This window comes from Mucilaginibacter rigui, from assembly GCF_014773275.1.
GTDB classification, from domain to species: Bacteria; Bacteroidota; Bacteroidia; order Sphingobacteriales; family Sphingobacteriaceae; genus Mucilaginibacter; species Mucilaginibacter rigui_A.
Genome location: NZ_JACWMW010000001.1, coordinates 485,362 through 504,480, shown reverse-complemented (window position 1 = coordinate 504,480; position 19,119 = coordinate 485,362). Strand labels below are relative to the sequence as shown.

The following is a 19,119-nucleotide window of genomic DNA, read 5'->3' as shown; positions in this document are numbered from 1 at the left end:
ATGATTTCTCCAGCTCGTTATTTAAATAACGAATTTCACTATGCGGCCCGTTTCTTCTTCAACGTTATCACCGTAATTTCCGGCCAGATGCCCAAACGCCCCGAGAACGCCAGGAAGCCAAAACCGCGGTTTACATACAGGTAACGGTTCTTTTCGTTAACCAGGCCCGCCCAATCCAGGTAGCGGTATTTAACCGGGCTCCATTTTAAACCGGCTGCTTCAATCCCAAACTGTGCGCCATGCGTATGGCCCGATAAGGTTAAATGTATATCAACAGGGTGGTAGCGCACCTTCTTTTCCCAGTGTGTAGGATCGTGCGAGAGCAGCACTTTAAAAGCGTTCAGGTCGGCACCTTTCAGGGCGCGGTCAAGGTCGCCTTTTTGTACAAAGCCTTCACCCCAGTTCTCTACGCCTACCAGTGCTATCTTTTGCCCGCCTTTTTCAATTACTACATTCTCATCAAGCAATAAACGGTAACCAAGTTCGGCATGGTGCTTTTTTAGCTTAGCCAGGTTATCGCGTTTTTCCTGCTCGCTATCCCATTGAATGTAATCGCCGTAATCATGATTGCCTAATATGGAGAACTGCCCGTATGGCGCTTTTATCTGCCCAAAACGATCGATGTATTGCTGTATCTCCCAGGCAGCGTTATTAACCAGATCGCCGGTAAACACAAACAGATCCGATTTTTGGGCCTTGGCCATATCAATACCCCGCTGCATCGCCTTTACATTATCAAAACTGCCGGAGTGGATATCAGAAAGCTGTGTAATGGTAAAACCATCGAAAGCCTCGGGTAACTCATCATAATAAAGGGTTTGGCGGTGCACTTTATAATCGTACTTACCACGAAACATGGCATACAAGAACGAAGTGAACGGGAAGGCGGCCACCAGGATAGCTAATTCACTTACAAATTTACGCCGACCGGGGAAATAGGCCTCGCCCGGTTTCTGCTCGTTTGATATGTGATGGGCAATACCAGAAATAAAACGCCCGAGGTCGCCTAATGAAAGTACGATAACAAAAAAAAGTTTGGTTACAAAAAAGGTAAAGAACAGGCTCAATATCCACTCGTGGAAAGGTGTCATACCCTTTGCGGTGCTAAAGCTGCCAAAGCCCAGTAAAAACACTACGGTTACCCCTACCGATATCACCAAAAAGCCCCAGGTAACTAAAAGCCGCATTGGCCTTGATTGCCAGTCGGCAGTTAGGGTGCGCAAACCGTTAAACACATACCAATCAAGCAATAGAGTAATTGCCGACATGACCAAAAAGAACTTCAAAATACCGCCTCTGTGCATTATGTTAAATGTTTGTACTGCAATATATAAAAGCAAAAGTAATTGCATTGTAAAACCGCAGGTTTAAAGGTTATTACCTACTTTAGCTTTTAAATATTACAGCTCTTTTATGCAATTACGCTTATTAACCCTGCCAGCCTTATTATTGTTTTTGGCACCTGCAGCCATTGCGCAGCAAACCAAAAAGGACACGGTGTTTTTTGACGATTTTAAAACCAAAACGCTCGACCGCAGTAAATGGAATGTAGAAGTAACCGGCCACACCGTAAATGATGAGCAGCAGGCCTATATAGATTCGGCAGCTACTATATATACTGAAGATGGCGTATTGATATTAAAAGCACTTTACAAACCCGGCCATACCAGTAAAGAACGCAAAAAGTACGATCTTGTAAGCGGGCGCGTAAATACCCGCAATAAGGTGATGTTTACCTACGGCAGCGCAGCGGCAAGGGTAAAGGTAACCGGGGGCGATGGTTTCTGGCCTGCATTTTGGGCATTGGGCCAAGGCAATTGGCCCGCCAGCGGCGAAATTGATATTATGGAAACCGTTGGCAACACCAGCTGGACCAGCAACGCCCTGCATGGGCCGGGCTATTTTGGCAATACCCCGCTTGTTTATCGTGCAAATTTCCCTAACGGAACTGATGCAAGCCAGTGGCATGTTTACAGTGTTGACTGGACAAAAAACCGCTTAATTTTTAAGGTAGATGGCAAAGTAACCTACACCGTAACCCGCGCCATGACCGAAAAATACGGTAAATGGGCATTTGATACGCCTAAATTCCTGATATTGAATTTTGCTTTAGGGGGCGGTTTCCCGCACTCGGTAAACAAAGTAAGTAAGCCCTATTATGGCTTATCGCAGGCATCTGTAGATAAAATAAAAGCCGGGAACGCAAAGTATTATATAGATTGGGTACTGGTTACCAGGTAGCAATAAAGCCCTCCACGCAAACCGGGAGGGCTTTTTATTTATATACTGCTTAGTAATGCCTAACCACTACCCGCCTGCGATGCTCGCGGTAGTAGCCCGGCCTGCTTACCACTACTGTACGCCGATAATGCGGGCGGTGATGGCGGTGCCTGTCTACCACAATTACGCGGTTAACCGGCCTCTCAACCACAACTGTGCGGGTTGGCGGTGGTGTACCTATATGTGCACTTACTACTACCTGTGCTTTTGCGCCTTCAAAGGCAAACATAGCAACTACAGCTACTGCTAATACTTTTATAATTTTCATGGGTTTTTGTATTTATAATTAAATTTTATAGGTTAATTAACGATTGTTATAGTAATGAGAATCATGGCCCCTGTCGGCATGCCGGTCGTAGTGATAGCGGTCATGGTTATATCTGCCTCCTCTGTGTCCCCTGTTTTCTATTGAGCACCCTGTTAATACTGCCGCGCCAAATACTAATAACGCTAACAGCCTCACTATTTCCTTTTTCATAACTTTATGTTTTTAATACTTAATTATTGTTTGTACAAGTTAAACTACAGCTATATTGCAAAGTTTAATCTCATAGGTCAGTATCACTAATTCGTTACAAAGGGGTGGGGAGATAATGCTAAACGGCATTAACGGCAGGTCGTTTTTTTATTCATATTACCAATAGAATTGGTTGCCGGATCACTGAAATGGTATTATGGCTAAAAGTATATTCGCATTTGTTAAATTAAATATGCTAAATAATTACTTTAATATTTAGCAACATGTATATTTAACATATCATTAACAACCCAAAAAATGTTAAACCTTCTAACAGTATCAAACATCACAAACCGGGCATTTAAAATAGTGGCTTTGCTGTTATTAGGCTTTCCACTGGTAAGCAATGCACAAACTGCTGATAAAGCTATTTTTAATCACGTAGCGCTTTGCTCAAAAAACCTTAAAAAAAGCAACGACTTTTATACTTCTGTTTTAAATTTAAAGATAATCCCCAATCCTTTTAAAGATACAGTGCATACCTGGTATAATATAGCCCCCAATATTGCTATGCACGTTATACAGGGCGACTGCTCGCCGGCCCAAAAGCTTATTGGCGATCATATTTGCTTTAGTGTACCTTCAATTACCAATTTTATTACCCTGCTTAACCAAAAAAAGATCCCTTACAGTAACTGGAAAGGGGTTACCGGCCAGGTAGAGCACCGTGTAGATGGCGTATCGCAGGTATATATACAGGACCCTGACGGTTACTGGATAGAAATAAACGACGCAAAGTAATTTTCTGAACTGCCTTAGGGCAAACTTTTTTTTAAAACCTACAACCAGCGGGAGTAAATCTGCGTATATATCAGGTATGAAGGGCTATGTAAATATACCCAAATCCATTTATTGTAAGCCCTGCAAGTACTGCGGTGCGCGCCCTATTATTGCCCTTATTAATGATGATGGCTATGTAGTAAAATGCCCCGCTAATGACAGCCATTACCAAACCAAACCCGGTTTAATTGATATTGAGGACTGGAACATCCACAATACGGTACTATATGAAAATGAGTAGTATTTATTGCCGTGAAAACTTGTCGAAGACTTATACTCACCACACCAGCGCTAACCTTGCAAACAAATAGTTTACTCATCCCGACTACGCTACGCTGGTCGCCCCTCTCTGCTTCGCAAAAAAGGTGAGAAAAAATCAAAGCCCTCTTTCCGCGCAGCGAAGACAAGGTGGTGGAGCGAAGCAATGACCGGGTGAGTAAATACCAGGCTAATCATCAGTAACATCTGTTTTACAATTACCTATTCATTAAACCTTTCAAATTCCGTATGGTCACATAGGCAATAAATCACAATTAATATGTTTACCATGAAAAACTTCATCAACACCATCATAACCGATATTAACCACGTAATTGTTAAAGGTGATTCTGACAAAGTGGAGCAGGCCCGCGTATTTATTTTAATCGCTATACCGGCATTAACCATCTTATTTTCTTTTGGCCGTTTTCCGGGCTATTAAGTATAATAGCCCTAAAATGGGCAAGAGGGTAAACTACTGAAGTATGAAGTGTATATTTCCCCTACTTTCAACCCCTTACTATTTCGGACTTTCCGACTTAAAATAAACTGCTACTTTTGCGGCACAAAACGCAGCAATGGATAGCTTAAAAGATAAATTCGACAGTATAATATTTGACCTTGACGGCACCCTTTGGGACAGTACCGAAACCATTGCCAAAGCCTGGCAAACCGCGCTTGATAAAGCGCCCTACATGAGCCATGAGGTAATGACCCGCGAACGCGTGCGCTCTATCACAGGGATGACCTACGACAAGATCTTCGAAAAACTGTTCCCATCTTTAAGCACCGAACAACGCGCCGAAGTACAGCAGTTATGCTCGGTTGCCGAACTGGATATACTGCACAAGCAAGGTGGTACCCTATACCCTAACCTTGCTGATACACTTACTTACCTGGGCAAAAACTACAGGCTTTACATAGTAAGCAACTGCCAAAGCGGCTATATCGAACTATTTTTAGACCTGCACAATATGCACCACCATTTTTTGGCACACCAATGTTACGGCACAAAAGGCAACCCAAAGGCCGATAACATCCGCGATATTGTGAACGACCATAACCTTCAAAACCCCGTTTACGTAGGCGACACCACCGGCGATTACGACTCGGCAACCAAAGCGGGCGTACCATTTATTTTTGCGGCATACGGTTTTGGGCAGGTAGAGAGCGGGCAGCTTGCCACCATCAACAACTTTGACGAATTAAAACAACTGCTTTAAGGAAAACTTTTTTTATAAACGGTAAGTTTACCAGGTACAAACTATCGCTTTATGAAAATCACTAAATACCTGCACTCGTGCCTTGTTTTTGAGCAAGACGGGTATAAGCTTTTGTTCGACCCCGGCAAATTCAGCTTTGCCGAAGGGCGGGTAACACCGCAAATGTTTGCAGATGTGGATAGCATTATTATTACCCATATCCACCCGGACCACCTGGACATCGAAAACTTAAAAAAGATAGTTGACCTGAGTAAAGCCACAGTTTACACCAACACCCAGGTTGGCGAAACTATTGCCAAAGAAGGTTTAACCTATAGCCTGATTGAGCAGGGCACCTATAACATAGGCCCGTTTAAACTGGATGCCTTCCCGGTACAACACGAGCCTTTGCTTGACAACCCCACCCCGCAAATGACCTGTTTTTTAATAAACGACAAGATACTGCATCCCGTTGATTCTATGGAAACCCGGCTTACCGAATACACTGGTATTGAATTGCTGATAATGGTAACCATGGCCCCTTTTGCCAATGAATTGCGTATTGCCGGTTTTGCCGACAGGGTTAGGCCAAAACGGATCCTTCCTGTACATGATGGCTACGCAAAAGACTTTTTTATAGAGCAACGCTACAAAAACTATAGCCGGCATTTTGAAAAGGCAGGTATAAAATTTCACGAAGTGTACAAGATTGGAGATAGCTTAACTATTTAATAATCAGCTCAATCAACCTGAAGGGGTATCAAATTATTTCTTTCTGGGTAAAAAATTAAACTTTTGGTATGTTTTTGGGTAGTTTAGCACAAACTAAGCTACTTTATGAAAACTATTATCTTTATTCACGGCATGTTCCAAAACCCCAAAAGCTGGGATAACTGGATAGCCTTTTTTACCGACAGGGGTTATAATTGCATTGCCCCGGCCTGGCCAAAACACGAAGGCGAACCGCAGGACCTGCGTGATTACCCCCCCGAAGGGCTCGGCGATTTGCACCTGAATGCTATTGTTGATAATATAGAAGCCCTGATACGTGTGCAGGATGCCCCGCCTATATTAATAGGCCATTCGGTTGGCGGTTTAATTGTGCAGCTGATGGTTGCCAAGGGCCTTGCCGACCTGGGGGTTGCTATTAATTCGGTAGCGCCAAATGCCATGCTGGCTTTCGACTGGGGTTTTATGAAAAACAGCGCGCTTATCTCTAACCCTTTTAAAGGAAACGAACCTTTTTATACCGATCCGGAGAGTTTTCATGAATCTTTTTGCAATACCATGAGCATGGAAGATAGTAAAGCAGCATTTGAAGAAACCGCTACACACGATAGCCGTAACGTACTACGCGATTGCATGGGCGACGACGGCAAAATTGATACCGAAATGCCACACTCGCCCTTATTGTTTATTGGCGGCGAAGAGGATGAGATAATACCTGCCGAACTTTGTAAAAGCAATGCCGGGGCTTATACCGACGATGTAAGCATATCCGACTATAAAGAATTTACCAACCGTGGCCACTGGATTTGCGGGCAGGAAGGCTGGCAGGAAGTTGCCGGTTATATAGCCGACTGGCTACAGGAACACGAGGTGGTAAAATACCACGTCAAACAGGAAAGCAATTAAGTTATTTTAAGCAGGGTGATGGAACTCCTATGTGCCGGTGTGTGGCGCATGGGAGTTTTTTTGTATTTACACCACTGTCATTCCGAACGAGGTACGAGGAGGAATCTCGTTCGATTTGCAAAGTTCGCTACCTGTGAATCTAACAAGATTACTTTATTTGCCCAGGGCTGGTTATTACTTCACCGCCCGTTCTTCCTTATCAAAGTTTTCCATCACCAATACAGCTGCGCCAATCAATTCGGCGTCAAAACCAAGTGATGAGATCAATAATTCGGTACCCGACGATAAACGCGGGATACAATATTTATGCAGCGCCTGTTGTATAGGGGCCATTAGTATTTTGCCAACTTTAGCCCCGCGGCCGCTCAATACAATGTTTGCCGGGTTCATAATGTGGATAAGGATGGCCAGCGCTTTACCAATTTTATACCCCGCATCGGTAAGCAGCTCAATGGCAAACTGGTCGCCCTGGTTTGCGGCTTCCATCAAATCCTCACCCATTAATTTTGATTGCCCGTTATGTGGTTTAAGGCTGGTTACCCTACCGTTCTTTATACCTTCTTCGGCCTTTTCGGCTACTACCAGCATTGATGCTTCGGCCTCTAAACAGCCGCGTTTGCCGCATACGCAAAGCGCCCCATTGTCTGACAATGGGATGTGGCTTAATTCGCCCGCGAAACCGTTGTACCCGCGGAATATCTTACCATCTATGATCATGCCGAGGCCTATACCCCAGCCCAGGTTTATTACCATTACCTCCTGCGCAGCACGCGCAATACCAAACTTTTGTTCGGCAAGGGCTATCAGGCTGGAGTCGTTATCTATATAGGTGGTAATACCCGTTTCCTTAGCAATATACTTGCTCAGGCTTTCGCCGCCGGCATCAAGGTAGGTGTAGTTAATACCTTCAACCGCGTTGATAAAACCCGGCATACCAATGCCAATACCGGCAATTTTCTTTTTAGCGATACCGCTTTCTTCCACGTAGTTGTTCAAATGGCCTATCAATTGCGGAAGCGCATGTTCATTATTATGAAGCTTTAACTCAACAGTGGCCATTTCGGCGACAGGGTTATTGTTCAAATCAATCAGTTGGATGCGGGCCGAGAGCTGATCCATAGCAACTGCCAGGATAAACATGGCGTTGGTATTAATGGCATACATCAATGGCCTGCGGCCACCGCTTGATGGGGCGTACCCCTGCTCAATCACAAAACCTTCTTTTATCAGTTCGTTTATAGCTTTTGCTATTGATGGGATGCTCTTATCAAAAAGCTGGCTTAACCCCGCGCACGACATGGCTTTATCAAAATATAACCGTTTAACGATCATATTTTTTAGCCAGCCGCTTTTTACACCATTGCTTTTTATTTCCATTAGGTTGATATCTGCTTTAAATAGTTTCGGCCAAAATTACTGCATAAATTTAATAATTTAAGCCAGCACAACAATAAGTTTACAAACTTTTTAAAATAAAAGCATACACTTACCTTACTTTTAGTATCAATTATGCTGCAAATAAAGCAAATACAACAATTAAAGCTTTTTAAAGTCCGCTATTATTTTGAAAGGATAAGGTAAGATTATACCCCTTTGCGCATAGCGATCATATGGCTTATAAAGCCTACCTTTTCGTAAGCTTTAACAGCAGGCGCGTTTTGGTAATAAACCTCCAGGCGCAGCTCGTTCATACCCTGGCTAACGGCCCATTCCTGCAGGGCGGCTATCACCGCTTTATTTACGCCTTTACCCCTATATTGCGGCAATACATACATAAAGCCCAGGTAGGCATATTGCGGGTGTTTCAGGTAAATTTTTGAGGTTTCGATACGTGCATAACCACTGCCAATGAGTTCGCCTGCCAGTTCGGCAACCACCAAATGGCAATGCGCGGCGGTGATCAGCTCGGGCAGGTTGTAGTAATTGATGTGTTCATCCTTAAGGGTGGGATCGAACGGCCGTTCGGCGGCGATAACACCCTGCTCAAACTGCAGCAGGGTATCCATATCGGCTAAAGTAGCCGGTCGGATGGTGATGGTATCCATATTATCTGAATAAGCGGCGGGTGTCCAGTCGAAGCGTTTTGGCATAATGACAAATATACAATACCGCTGCTTCAAGTGTGTATACTTGAAACAGCGGTAATTTATTACTCTACCACAAACCCCTTCTTCAATTTTATATCCTGCGATGATGCCCCTATCCAAACCTGGAAGGTACCGGGCTCAACGGTCCAGTTCATATTTTTATCAAGCAGGGCCAGGTCATCCGGGTGCAGGGTAAAGGTGATGGTTTTCTTTTCGCCGGGGCTGAGACTTACGCGTTCAAAGCCACGCAGATCATATTCATAGGTGGTTACACTGCTTACATCATCTTTCAGGTAAAGCTGCACCACGTCGTCGCCTTTGCGCTGGCCGGTATTGGTCACATCAACCGTAACGGTCACATCGCCCTGCGATTGTCCTTTCTCCGGCGATACCTGCAGGTTACTGTATTCAAACTTAGAATAGCTTAAACCATAGCCAAACGGATACAGCGCACCGTTTACACTGGTATGCCCCCAGCTATTCTGACCACCCTGCCCCGCCTGCGAATTTGGCTTAAACGGAAAGTTAAACTCAATCTGCCCTGTTGTTTTCGGGAACGTGATGGGTAATTTACCGCCGGGGTTGTTATCGCCAAAAAGGGTTTCGGCAATTACCCGCCCGCTTTGTGTGCTCGGGAACCAGGCCTCCAGTATGGCTGGCACGTACTTGTTCTCCCAGTTAATGGTAAGCGGCTGTCCGTTTATCATCACCATAACTACCGGCTTACCGGTTGCCTGCAAGGCCTGTATCAGCTTTAACTGGCGGCCAGGCAGGTTTAACCCGGTGCGCGAAAGGCTCTCGCCCACACGGTCGGCATCCTCGCCTACAACGGCTATAATTACATCCGATAATTTGGCCTGCGCCACTGCCGAATCTATACCGGCCTGTTCGGCCGTGGTAAGCGGTGTTTCAATAATTTCGCTTTCGGGCCAGGTGGCATCTACCATGTCACAGCCTTTTACATAGCTTACTTTACCGGCCGCGCCAACGTACTTTTTAATACCATCAAACACGGATGTGATAGGGTTATGCGACGGGCCGTACCTGCTTACGCTGTAATTGCTCTCTACAGCCAATGGGCCGGTTACCAATATGTTTTTGTATTTGCCTTTAGCAAGCGGCAGCAGGTTATTCTCATTTTTTAAAAGCACCATGGCCTCGCGGTTCATTTTAAGGCTCATTTGCTCATCAGCAGCAGTGTGTACCAGTTTATCGGCCGCTTTGGGGTCTTTCACGTACGGGCTATCAAACAAACCCAACCGGAATTTCACCCTCAACACATCTGCCACGCGCGAATCTATCACCTTCATCGAGATACGGTTCTCTTTGATCAGTTCGCGCAGGGGAAGTATAAAGGTTTGCGGCATGGTAAAATTTGTGCGCACGTTCAGCCCTGCCTCTACCGCCTGGCGTACGGCCTCTTTGTAATCCGCAGCTACTTTATGTTTGGAGTATAAAAACTCCACTGCTTCACTATCGCTCACCACATACCCCTGGAAACCAAACTTCTGGCGAAGCAACTCGGTGAGGAAATAATAACTGCCGGTAATGGGCACACCATCATAATCGTTATAGCTGCTCATTACGCCCATGGGGTGCGCTTCCTGTATCACTCTGCGAAACGGGTACAGGTAAACCTGGTGCATCTCGCGCGGTGCCACATGCGGATCGGTACGGGCGCTGCCATCGCGGCCACCTTTGGGCACGCTGTACACGGCAAAGTGTTTCAGCGTTGATGCCACGCCCTCTTCCTGGATTCCCAACACCATCTGCTTGCCCATTTCGGCAATATGGAAAGGGTTTTCGCCGTAACATTCAACTACACGGCCCCAGCGCTGGTCGCGGGCGGGGTCAAGTATCGGCGCGTAAACGTTGGTATAGCCCAGGGCTTTTGCTTCGCGGCCAACGGTTTGGCCTGCCTGGCGCACCAGTTGCTTGTCCCAGGTACTGCCAATGCCTATTGGGGCCAGCAGCGGGGTGGCACGATCATGGTTTAAGCCGTGGATACCCTCGTTGGTAAAATCAACAGGGATCCCCATGCGGGTTTCTTCAACAAACCACTTTTGGATGGTATTGATAGCCGACGCGTGTTTGCTGAAGGGGTATGAATATTGGGTAGGCGCATCATCGGTATGCGAGGTAAGGTTATTAAGCTCTTCATCAATATTGGCAATACCATCCTTCCAGATCTCGTTCTTCCAGTTGGGTACGGGCATTTCGTCTTTCAGCACACGTTTATAACCGTATAGGGTAGCCATCTGGCAGGTTTTTTCCTCAACGGTCATCTGGCTTAGCAGGTCGGCAATGCGTTTTTCAATGTTTTGAGAGGGGTCTTCAAAAACATCCATACGGCCGTTCTTGTTAAAATCGACCCAGCCCTTATGGTATATATTTTTTTGCTGCGCGGATGCAGATAAAGCAAGCCCAAGCAAAGGGAGCAGCAGTGGCAGTTTTTTCATACAGGTGAGATATGTATATTGGTTTACATCTCAAATATATAAAAGTACCGGGCAGATGCCACTTTTAGGACTAAGGAATTAACTATTACGTTTTCGTTGAGTTTATTTGATAGTGTATTCGTAAGTTATTATATATTCAATCCCGTCCCTGTTAGTGTAACTTGCTTTTGTTGGATAATTAGCTTTATTATAAATAAAGCTCCACAATCCGTAATCAAAAGTATTTAAGAGATTATTGGTAGTAATAGCAGGAAACGCACGAATCTCATTATTAAAATGACTATTCACGCCTACAATATTTTTAAAAGGATTATTTTTATCATCATAAACTAACCCGTGATCCTCCCCTGGTTGATACAGACTGCTCGAACCGTAAAATAATATATGCCCTTGTGCATCATATTTTACAAGGTAATCTGTTCCTATTCCTGTTATTTGACCTTTATCATTTACAGCAACAAACCCTATTTTCGGCGCTTCGGCTGATGTATATTGATAATTAACTGTATTAATCAATTTGTCATTTCCGTCATAATACTCTCTCTTTATCATTCTGTTAGCATTATCGTAGGTATATTCATATCTATCCCAAACCAGCCTGCGGAGGTCCTCTTTATATTTACATTCTATAAGCCTGTTTTTATTGTCATAAGATAAAGCATACACTTCAGTATACCCATATTTAGAAAGTGTAATTTGATTTACGAGGTAAATAGCATTGGGATCTGGATTGTCATTGGTCTTAGAAGGAGCATCTTTTTTACAAGATTGAAAACATAAAGCAGAAAGTACAATTAACAGCAGTGTAGAAAATTTATTCATAATAAGGTTTAAGCCCTAAAAATATAAAAAGAATTTCAGATAACCGCTTCAATAATTTTATACTTACCACAAACAATTACGTATTTATGCGTTAATGTTTTTAGCTGTGGCTAAAGCAGTGTTATCCATTCCCCGGTATGCGTTATTTATATACTTTTTTACTGATCGTACTTTGTTTTTTTACTACCGCTAAAGCTGGCCCGCCCGATGATGACGCCGGCGCTAAAGCCAACCGCATTTGCGGCAAATGGGCATCTACCGAGAAAAACCTGGTGGTAGAAGTGTATCCTTACAAAAACACATTTAAAGCAAAAATAATATGGTTTACCGGCGGTGTCACCAAAGCCAAACCCATGGAAACCATTACTGACGTTAAAAACCCCGACCCTGCCCTGCGTAACCGCAAAGTACTCGGGCTTGATGTGGTGGAAAACCTGGTGTACAGCCCAAAAGCAGACACGTGGGAGGGTGGCAAGATCTATGAAGTGCAAAGCGGAAAATACTGGAGCGCAGCAGCTTACCTGGATAAAAGCGGCCTGCTTAAAGTAAAAGGCTATTGGAAAATGAAGCTATTTGGTAAAACCATGACTTTTAAGCGGGTTTAATACGCCACAACCTCGCACCTTATATAAAATATAAATAGTTGGCATTGGTATTGCGTATATTGCTATACCCATGGCAATTATATGACAAAGCATTTTTTATGTAGCTTTTTGATGATTATGCTGTATGGTAGTCCCAACTATCATACAACAACTTTGGGCGCTGCCGATAAGGTTTGTGGTAAATGGGAATGTGATGAAAAAAACCTGGTGATACAGGTTTATCGTGAAGAGGGTGAGTTTAAAGCAAAAATTGTTTGGTTTGATGCCAGGGACGACAGCAAACCGCTTGATTACTGGACAGATGATAAGAACCCCAATCCGGCGCTGCGCAGCCGAAAAATATTAGGCATGAACGTGCTTGAAAAACTTAGCTACAACCCTGCTACCAATACCTGGGAGGATGGTATGATATACGATGCCAAACATGGCCGACTATGGAACTCATCGGCTTATATAGATAAGGATGGCCTGTTGAAAGTAAAAGGCTACTGGCACTTTAAGTTTATTGGCCGTACCCTTACGTTTAAACGGATTAGCCTGTAAGTAAAAAAAGCGGCCCCTATTACAAGGGCCGCCTTCTCTGCATTTATATTTGAAAAACTATTATTGTTTCAAAAATTCGCCGCTGGCATTAAGTTCAACTTCGTCGCTTAACATTGGCGCGCCATATTTGCTGCCAAAGCCAAAATCAGAACGTTTGATGGTACCGGTAATTTTGAAACCGGCATCAGGGCCTTTGGTCATTGGGTTGGTAATAGTACCACGGTAAACAACATCTAATGTAACCGGTTTGGTAACACCATGTAAAGTTAAGTTACCTGTTACTTTATATTTGTTTGTACCTGCTGCTTTAACGCTTGTGCTTTCAAAAGTTAAGGTTGGGAATTTAGCAACATCAAAAAAGTCGGCCGACTTTAAGTGGCCATCGCGGTTATCATTATCAGTATTAACCGATGCAGTGTTAGCAGTAAACGTGTATTTAGCGTCGCTAAAATCAGGCTTTGCAGCTACTATTGATGCATCAAAATCTTTAAAAGTTCCATCAACGTCAGACACGGCTAAGTGAGTGATGGTAAATTTTACATGTGAGTGTGCTTTATCAGCTTTCCAGGTGCTTTGTGCAAATACAGCCGTTTGCATAAATAATGCTGCTGCAGCTAAGGTTAAGATTTTTTTCATTTTTACTTATTCAGTTTAATATTTTTGTATGCCCAAAGGTAAATAAAGGTTTGATATGTAGTAAATAAAAAAGATGTTTAAACATCTTTTGAAAAAACCATGACAAATAGCTTCTTCTATTCAAATGTTATAACCTCGGGAAGGAAAGGAATTCAACTACACAGCATGGGCAGTGCGATTCCCTCCCAACGGGAGGGTGTAGGGAGGGGTTTATGCAACGCGCATCGTGTATAACGCCTCTCTGCCAATACACGCCCCTTTCCAAAGAGGGAATTGAACTGCCTAATAACCCAGATGGACTACTTACCTTCAAAGAAAGCATCTACCCTCTTGTTGAACTCTGCAGCCTTTTCTATCAGCGTACCATGGCCCGATCCTTTTACTATCCACAGCTTACTGCCGGGGATATTTGCCTGTATAAGGCGGGTATGTTTATCGGCAATAACATCATGCTCGCCGGCTATGATATATGCCGGGCATTTAATTTTATGCAACTCGGTTAGTTTAATATTAGGCTGCTCCCAATCAAGCATAAACATTTTCCAGGCGTTTTTCTCGGCCGCGGTGCGCCATTTTTTGTTCTTGTTTTGCTCGTAGTATTTTTTCGAGTTTGCCCAGCCTGCCGGGTCTGCAAAACTGGATGCATCGGGTGTTATATTGGCCCCTGTTGATGCAAACTTGAGTACCTTACCGGGATGGCGGATAGCCATTAATATAGCGTTGATACCGCCGTCGCTCCAGCCCAGCACATAAGCCCTGGGTATATGCATAGCATCCAAAAGGGCTGCAAAATCATCAGCCATCTGCTCGAAGGTAATGGCGGGGTTAGTATCAACTGATTTCCCCTGCGAACGGCTATCAACCAGTATTACCCGGTACTTTTTTGAAAAGTATGGTACGTTTTCGCTAAAGGCACTCATATCACCGCCGTTACCGTGTATCATCAGTAACGGTTCGCCGTGGCCGTATTCTTCTACATAAAGTTTTATACCGCGTATATCGTAATACTTACCCACAGCCTGGTTTTTGCCATAAGGTATTTTTTGCGCAAAGCTAAACACTGATAATAGTTGGGGTATCAGGGCCATTAATAAAATTCGTTTTAGGTGCATGTACTGGATGGTATTGATGTGGTAAATATAACCGGGATGGAGCGTTTTTTTATGATGGGGAAGGATTTTTCTTTCTACTTTTTCCCGCGCGTGTTTGCAAGGTACGAAGCAATATCCTTAGCATAGGTAATAAACTATACAATTATCCTGTACGCTGGCCAACGGATCAGCATCTCTCATGCTAAGTAAACCACTATCATCATTCGCCGCTCATTGCCGCGGAGGCTACTTCTTTCTCTTGATAGAAAGAAGCAAAGATCAAGGCAGAAAAAAGCTTCCCCGCACAGGCCTTTACCTTTTGGCCCGCTTTTCTGCCAGGCCTTTACCCGCGTTCGGCACCATGCATATCTAATTAACCTTGGCTTTAGCCAACTGATTGCAGTACCAGCCCAACGGTACCGCCATATGCGGCATAGCGTAACGCACGCCAGCACCGCACCTGCTAAAGCACTCCCTCACCAGTGCGTTACCAAGCCGCGACTTTTCTTTGGTTATTTTCTTTTGAGAGAAAAGAAAGTAACATCCACAGGCTCGCCGTACACTCACAACCCATTCCTAACGCAGTACTAACTACTGGGAGATTGCTTCGTACCTCGCAATTACGCGGGAGGAAACTTCGCGATGACGCGGTAAAATAAATAACGTATTGAGTAAAATTAAATATTCTCCCACTTACCACTATCCAAACTCCTGTAAATGGCATCAACCACTTTCATATCCTTCAACCCTTCCTCGCCGGGTACACGGCTCTGTTTTTTAAGGGTAACACAAGTGGCAAAATCATCCATTTGCGCAGCCTGTTGTATAATGTTGGGGATCTGCATTGGCTTTCCGTTTATTTTACCATCCAACCCGTCATAACCATAAGCAGGCTGCAATTCAAAAGTGCCTTTTTCGGCCCGGGCGCGCAGGTAGCTCCAATCGTGGTTGTAACTGCTTTTACCGGTAACCTTTTGCCCGCCCGGGAACTTCAGCTCCCAAAAAACGGTTTCGTCCACATCTTTAAACAGTTGTGGCCGGGTTTTCTCCTGCCGGGCTTTAACAGCTATTGGTTCTTGCCCCAACGTGTATCGGCTGCCCTGTATGGCGTAAATACCCATATCCATTAAACCTCCGCCACCAGCCATGGCTTTTTTTAAGCGCCATGCGTTGGGGTCGCCGTTGTAGGTAAAACCGTTAGCGGTATCAATTTCAGTTACTTTGCCAAAAACCTGTTTCTGCCCAAGGCGCATAACCTCGCGGGTATGCGGCTCAAAGTGCAGGCGGTAACCTATGGATAGCAGTCTGTTAGCCTTTTTACAGGCGGCTATCATGTCGCGGCACTCAGCAGCGTTTAGCGCCATTGGCTTTTCGCAAATAACGTGCTTGCCGGCCTGCGCGGCACGGATAGTATACTCTTTATGCATCGATACCGGCAGCACCACGTACACAATATCTATATCGGGGTTATTCGCTATCTCGTCAAAATTTTGGTAGTTGTATATGTTTTTTGAGGCGATGTTATACTTTTTAGCCCAGGTGGCAGCCTTAGCGGGTGTGCCGGTAACGATGCCTGCCAGATAACAGTTTTTGGTATGCTGCAATGCAGGCGCCAGTTGCCCGCCGGCATAGCTGCCCAAGCCAACCAATGCAACCCCAAGGCGCTTGCCCGGTTTGGCCAAAGCCAATTGCGACAAGGCAGGGCCAAGCATCAGCGCACCTGCGGCTATTGAACCTGTGCGTATAAAATTTCTGCGGGATATTTTAACAATAGGTTTCATGGCGGTATATTTAGGTGTATTTAAATATACGCGCAAATTTTGTACCCGTAATTATATCAGCCGTAAAACAGCAGCTAATTTATTCAAGCCCTCCCTTATATTTTTTTATGGCTATGATGATAGAGCGTACAATATCATTTTGCCCTTCTGATGAGTTAAGGTATTTCTCGTCGGCCGGGTTATTGATAAAGCCCGTTTCTATGAGCAGGCCCGGCATACCGCTTTGCTGCAGCACCAGTACGCCCTGCTCGCGCACACCCAGGCTTTTGCGGCCATCTTTTTCTTTAAACTGCTCATTCAACAGGTTGCCAAAATGGATGCTTTGTTTACGGTACCGCTGTTGAAAAGCAGCCAGCACAATTTCGTTTACGGCGGCGTCTTCGCCATAGCCGTTGTATTTTTTCTTATAATCCTTCTCAATAAAAATAGAGGCATTCTCGCGCAGGGCTTCCAGTTGCTCGCCTTTGCGGTGGAAACCGTATACCAAAAGCAGCACTCCCCTGCCCTTTCCAACGCGGCCCGGCGATGAGTTGCAGTGGATGGATATAAACAGGTTAGCCTTATTATCGTTGGCAATGGCAGCACGTTTATGCAACTCAATAAACTTATCGGTGCTGCGTGTCATGATCACATCAACACCGCTTATCTCGTTGTTTATAGCTTCTTTCAGCTTTTTGCCAATGCTCAGGGCTATGGTTTTCTCGTTAGAGTAGGCCCCATGTGCGCCGGGGTCTTTACCACCATGGCCCGGATCAATAACGATGGTTTTAAACTTAAAGGATTGCGCTGTTTGTGATAGTGCCGGTAAAGCGGCCAGCATCAGTAGTAAAAAAACAGCGTAGTATAAGGTAGTTTTATAGTGCCCGGATAACATGGCACAAAGGTAGGCGGATTGTTATGGAAAACATAACCTGCTGATAATGTTTATACCTCATTTTTATGCACATCAATAATTTTTTTTAAAAATCTTACCCCTTGGGTTATACTCTTTAGTATCGAATTTAAAAAAAGCGCAACCCGGGCGGCGGTATCTGCGTAATAATTAAACCGGGCAACTTGTCACTATAAATTGAATAAAGAGGGGGATAATTTATATGAACGAAATTTTCACAACATCAACAATCAACTTTTTCTACTTTATGGTAGCGGGTTCAGCTATTGTGTACCTGATACTGAAATTTGACAAGGCAAACAGGAAAAAACTTAACAAGGTGATGATAGAGGCAAAAGATGTAGAACCTATGTTGATGCGAAAATCGGCCCGGCAGAAGATCCACACTTTAAAAATGGCCTGCAGCGATGAAAAGATAGACCGCACCCTGGTTGAAAAACAACTGGACCAACTGGTTGCTGATTATGATAAAGGCCATATTAGCCTGCCCGATTATTGCAACAAACTTAACCGTTTGCTGGCCATGACGGCATAATTAAAAGGTTGGTTTTGGAGGCCGGAGATTCGGTTAATTGCTCTGGCTTCCTAACCTTTTTCTTCTAAAATTCTAAAATCTAAATTCTAAACTCTAAAATCTAAAATCTAAATTCTAAACTCTAAAATCTAAAATCTAAATCCTAAACTCTAAATCCTAAACTCTAAATCCTAAACTCTAAATCCTGATGATTTCTTCCACAGTAAAGGCTTGAAGTATATTTTAGAATTTAGAACTTAGATTTTAGAATTTTAACCTGTAGGTTTGTTTGACATATGGATACAGATCAATCCGCCCCGCACTTGCAAATTGTTACCACATCCGATGGTTCAAACACCATATATAACGCGCTGGTTGGCGAAAATTACCACTCGCGCCATGGGGCGCTGCAAGAGAGCCGGCATGTATTTGTACAATCGGGGCTTGGGTATTTTTTGGAGCATAGTGGTACCGTTAATAGCGCAGTGTCTATACTGGAGGTAGGTTTCGGTACCGGCCTAAACTTCCTCTTAACGGCCGATGTTTGCACCCAACAGGGAATCAACCTTATTTACACAGGCATTGAGGCATACCCGTTAACAGATGCAATGCTTGCCCAAACCGGATATGACCAATATGTGGCTGATCCGCTATGGCAAAGCTTGCTTCAAAACTACCGGGAAGCATTATTATCACCCGCACAGCTCAACAGCCGGGTACAGTTGCATGTTGCCGTTACACCACTTGAAGATTTTGCCTCTGCCATAAAATATGATGTGATATACTTTGATGCTTTTGCCGCCATACATCAGCCCGAAATGTGGAGCGAAGAGGCCATTACCCACACCCTTAAATTTTTGAAGCCCGGTGGGGTATTTGTAACCTATGCCATAACCGGCAACCTAAAACGGACAATAAAGGCATTGGGTTTAAAAGTTGAGAAGGCACCGGGCGCACCGGGCAAACGCGAGATGTTGAGGGCCGTTAGTAACCTATAGGGGGCGTTTGGAGGGCGTT

23 protein-coding genes are annotated in these 19,119 nt (G+C 44.4%); 12 read left to right on the top strand and 11 right to left on the bottom strand.

What is annotated here, in order from left to right:
- Positions 1 to 38: 38 nt before the first annotated feature.
- The gene (locus IDJ75_RS02340) at positions 39 to 1,268 is read right to left on the bottom strand and encodes a metallophosphoesterase (protein ID WP_224746453.1); all 1,230 of its coding nucleotides are present in this window, start codon (positions 1,266 to 1,268) and stop codon (positions 39 to 41) included.
- 145 nt (positions 1,269 to 1,413) lie between these two features.
- Between IDJ75_RS02340 and IDJ75_RS02335 the strand changes: the two genes are divergently transcribed.
- Positions 1,414 to 2,241 (top strand): glycoside hydrolase family 16 protein, encoded by an 828-nt coding sequence (locus IDJ75_RS02335; RefSeq protein ID WP_191174003.1) that lies wholly within the window; start codon positions 1,414 to 1,416, stop codon positions 2,239 to 2,241.
- A gap of 49 nt (positions 2,242 to 2,290) precedes the next feature.
- Here the strand turns inward: IDJ75_RS02335 and IDJ75_RS02330 are convergent, their stop codons facing one another.
- A complete protein-coding gene (locus IDJ75_RS02330) occupies positions 2,291 to 2,548 on the bottom strand; it encodes a hypothetical protein (protein ID WP_191174002.1) in 258 nt (85 codons plus the stop codon).
- A gap of 36 nt (positions 2,549 to 2,584) precedes the next feature.
- Positions 2,585 to 2,758: a hypothetical protein gene (locus IDJ75_RS02325; protein ID WP_191174001.1), complete on the bottom strand. Its 174-nt coding sequence runs from the start codon at positions 2,756 to 2,758 to the stop codon at positions 2,585 to 2,587.
- A 297-nt stretch (positions 2,759 to 3,055) separates the two neighbouring features.
- On the opposite strand from IDJ75_RS02325, the gene IDJ75_RS02320 reads away from it, so the two are divergent.
- The 6 genes from IDJ75_RS02320 to IDJ75_RS02295 all read left to right on the top strand — a co-directional run bounded on the left by IDJ75_RS02320 (position 3,056) and on the right by IDJ75_RS02295 (position 6,672).
- Positions 3,056 to 3,538, top strand: coding sequence for a VOC family protein (locus tag IDJ75_RS02320; RefSeq protein ID WP_191174000.1), 483 nt, complete (start codon positions 3,056 to 3,058; stop codon positions 3,536 to 3,538).
- A gap of 76 nt (positions 3,539 to 3,614) precedes the next feature.
- Positions 3,615 to 3,818 (top strand): hypothetical protein, encoded by a 204-nt coding sequence (locus tag IDJ75_RS02315; protein ID WP_191173999.1) that lies wholly within the window; start codon positions 3,615 to 3,617, stop codon positions 3,816 to 3,818.
- 306 nt (positions 3,819 to 4,124) lie between these two features.
- Positions 4,125 to 4,277 carry a hypothetical protein gene (locus tag IDJ75_RS02310; protein ID WP_191173998.1) on the top strand — a complete coding sequence of 51 codons (153 nt, stop codon included), beginning with the start codon at positions 4,125 to 4,127 and terminating at the stop codon, positions 4,275 to 4,277.
- 136 nt (positions 4,278 to 4,413) lie between these two features.
- Complete coding sequence (locus tag IDJ75_RS02305; protein ID WP_191173997.1) at positions 4,414 to 5,058, top strand: HAD family hydrolase; 645 nt, start codon at positions 4,414 to 4,416, stop codon at positions 5,056 to 5,058.
- 51 nt (positions 5,059 to 5,109) lie between these two features.
- Positions 5,110 to 5,769 (top strand): MBL fold metallo-hydrolase, encoded by a 660-nt coding sequence (locus tag IDJ75_RS02300; protein WP_191173996.1) that lies wholly within the window; start codon positions 5,110 to 5,112, stop codon positions 5,767 to 5,769.
- Positions 5,770 to 5,874: 105 nt separating this feature from the next.
- On the top strand, positions 5,875 to 6,672 hold the full coding sequence (locus IDJ75_RS02295; protein WP_191173995.1) for an alpha/beta hydrolase: 798 nt from the start codon (positions 5,875 to 5,877) through the stop codon (positions 6,670 to 6,672).
- Between the two features lie 174 nt (positions 6,673 to 6,846).
- Here IDJ75_RS02295 and IDJ75_RS02290 read toward each other — a convergent pair whose 3' ends face one another.
- The 4 genes from IDJ75_RS02290 to IDJ75_RS02275 all read right to left on the bottom strand — a co-directional run bounded on the left by IDJ75_RS02290 (position 6,847) and on the right by IDJ75_RS02275 (position 12,040).
- Positions 6,847 to 8,049 (bottom strand): ROK family protein, encoded by a 1,203-nt coding sequence (locus IDJ75_RS02290; RefSeq protein WP_191173994.1) that lies wholly within the window; start codon positions 8,047 to 8,049, stop codon positions 6,847 to 6,849.
- A 206-nt stretch (positions 8,050 to 8,255) separates the two neighbouring features.
- Positions 8,256 to 8,762 carry a GNAT family N-acetyltransferase gene (locus IDJ75_RS02285; protein ID WP_224746452.1) on the bottom strand — a complete coding sequence of 169 codons (507 nt, stop codon included), beginning with the start codon at positions 8,760 to 8,762 and terminating at the stop codon, positions 8,256 to 8,258.
- Positions 8,763 to 8,821: 59 nt separating this feature from the next.
- Positions 8,822 to 11,218, bottom strand: a complete 2,397-nt coding sequence (locus tag IDJ75_RS02280; RefSeq protein WP_191173993.1) for a glycoside hydrolase family 3 C-terminal domain-containing protein — start codon at positions 11,216 to 11,218, stop codon at positions 8,822 to 8,824.
- Between the two features lie 102 nt (positions 11,219 to 11,320).
- On the bottom strand, positions 11,321 to 12,040 hold the full coding sequence (locus IDJ75_RS02275) for a hypothetical protein (RefSeq protein ID WP_191173992.1): 720 nt from the start codon (positions 12,038 to 12,040) through the stop codon (positions 11,321 to 11,323).
- Positions 12,041 to 12,177: 137 nt separating this feature from the next.
- Between IDJ75_RS02275 and IDJ75_RS02270 the strand changes: the two genes are divergently transcribed.
- Both IDJ75_RS02270 and IDJ75_RS02265 read left to right on the top strand, forming a co-directional pair.
- Entirely contained in the window at positions 12,178 to 12,645 is a 468-nt protein-coding gene (locus tag IDJ75_RS02270; RefSeq protein WP_191173991.1) for a DUF2147 domain-containing protein, read from the top strand.
- A gap of 81 nt (positions 12,646 to 12,726) precedes the next feature.
- Positions 12,727 to 13,188: a DUF2147 domain-containing protein gene (locus IDJ75_RS02265; protein ID WP_191173990.1), complete on the top strand. Its 462-nt coding sequence runs from the start codon at positions 12,727 to 12,729 to the stop codon at positions 13,186 to 13,188.
- A 60-nt stretch (positions 13,189 to 13,248) separates the two neighbouring features.
- Here the strand turns inward: IDJ75_RS02265 and IDJ75_RS02260 are convergent, their stop codons facing one another.
- Both IDJ75_RS02260 and IDJ75_RS02255 read right to left on the bottom strand, forming a co-directional pair.
- On the bottom strand, positions 13,249 to 13,824 hold the full coding sequence (locus tag IDJ75_RS02260) for a YceI family protein (protein WP_191173989.1): 576 nt from the start codon (positions 13,822 to 13,824) through the stop codon (positions 13,249 to 13,251).
- 299 nt (positions 13,825 to 14,123) lie between these two features.
- On the bottom strand, positions 14,124 to 14,912 hold the full coding sequence (locus IDJ75_RS02255) for an alpha/beta fold hydrolase (protein ID WP_191173988.1): 789 nt from the start codon (positions 14,910 to 14,912) through the stop codon (positions 14,124 to 14,126).
- Positions 14,913 to 14,930: 18 nt separating this feature from the next.
- On the opposite strand from IDJ75_RS02255, the gene IDJ75_RS21275 reads away from it, so the two are divergent.
- Complete coding sequence (locus IDJ75_RS21275) at positions 14,931 to 15,062, top strand: hypothetical protein (protein ID WP_262892085.1); 132 nt, start codon at positions 14,931 to 14,933, stop codon at positions 15,060 to 15,062.
- 530 nt (positions 15,063 to 15,592) lie between these two features.
- Here the strand turns inward: IDJ75_RS21275 and IDJ75_RS02250 are convergent.
- Both IDJ75_RS02250 and IDJ75_RS02245 read right to left on the bottom strand, forming a co-directional pair.
- Positions 15,593 to 16,696 (bottom strand): Gfo/Idh/MocA family oxidoreductase, encoded by a 1,104-nt coding sequence (locus IDJ75_RS02250; RefSeq protein WP_191173987.1) that lies wholly within the window; start codon positions 16,694 to 16,696, stop codon positions 15,593 to 15,595.
- A gap of 79 nt (positions 16,697 to 16,775) precedes the next feature.
- On the bottom strand, positions 16,776 to 17,570 hold the full coding sequence (locus tag IDJ75_RS02245; protein ID WP_191173986.1) for an N-acetylmuramoyl-L-alanine amidase family protein: 795 nt from the start codon (positions 17,568 to 17,570) through the stop codon (positions 16,776 to 16,778).
- Between the two features lie 220 nt (positions 17,571 to 17,790).
- Between IDJ75_RS02245 and IDJ75_RS02240 the strand changes: the two genes are divergently transcribed.
- Together IDJ75_RS02240 and mnmD are read left to right on the top strand one after the other, a co-directional pair.
- Positions 17,791 to 18,123 carry a hypothetical protein gene (locus IDJ75_RS02240; RefSeq protein ID WP_191173985.1) on the top strand — a complete coding sequence of 111 codons (333 nt, stop codon included), beginning with the start codon at positions 17,791 to 17,793 and terminating at the stop codon, positions 18,121 to 18,123.
- 275 nt (positions 18,124 to 18,398) lie between these two features.
- On the top strand, positions 18,399 to 19,100 hold the full coding sequence (mnmD, locus tag IDJ75_RS02235) for a tRNA (5-methylaminomethyl-2-thiouridine)(34)-methyltransferase MnmD (protein WP_191173984.1): 702 nt from the start codon (positions 18,399 to 18,401) through the stop codon (positions 19,098 to 19,100).
- The last annotated feature ends 19 nt before the right edge of the window (positions 19,101 to 19,119 follow it).